Annotated in this window: 1 protein-coding gene; it reads right to left on the reverse strand. The window is 71.9% G+C overall.

The window, feature by feature from the left end; translation table 11 throughout:
* Nucleotides 1–185 precede the first annotated feature (185 nt).
* On the reverse strand, nt 186–519 hold a 334-nt coding region (locus VP06_RS33230; protein ID WP_048468100.1), incomplete at its 5' end, for a tetratricopeptide repeat protein.

Here is a 519-nt window from a genome sequence, read left to right on the forward strand (position 1 = left end):
CGGCTGATCGCCGAGGGCGCGCGGGGGATCGCCGCGGAGCGGGCCTCGGAGGCCCGGGCGGCCGGGTGAGGCGCCGCAGCCGCGGGGAGCGGCCCCTCTCCCGCCGGCGGCGGATCAGCCCGAAAAAAGGCCCCCGGCGCGTCGCCGGAGGCCCTCGTCATCCCTTACGGTGTTTCCACCGGACGCTATCGGAACAACGTCGCCATCCCGCCCTGCATCCGCCCGAGACCCTGCTTGGCGATCTGGTTGCCCTGGTCGATCGCGACGGCGCGCTGGTAGCTCTCCAGTGCCTCCTGGCGGCGGTTCGACTTCTCGTAGGCGAGGCCGCGATAGGCCCAGGAATCCGCGTCCTTGTTGTTGACGTTGAGGGCCGCGTTGTAGTCCTCGATCGCCTTGTCGTACTGGTTGGTGGCGATCAGGCTCTGCCCGCGGGCGGCGTAGGGCGCGGCCACGAAGGGGTTGCGGTCGATGGCGGCGTCGAAGTCGCCGATCGCGGCGCGGTGCTGGCCTTGCGCCTGC

It is taken from the genome of Methylobacterium aquaticum (assembly GCF_001043915.1).
Classification (GTDB): domain Bacteria; phylum Pseudomonadota; class Alphaproteobacteria; order Rhizobiales; family Beijerinckiaceae; genus Methylobacterium; species Methylobacterium aquaticum.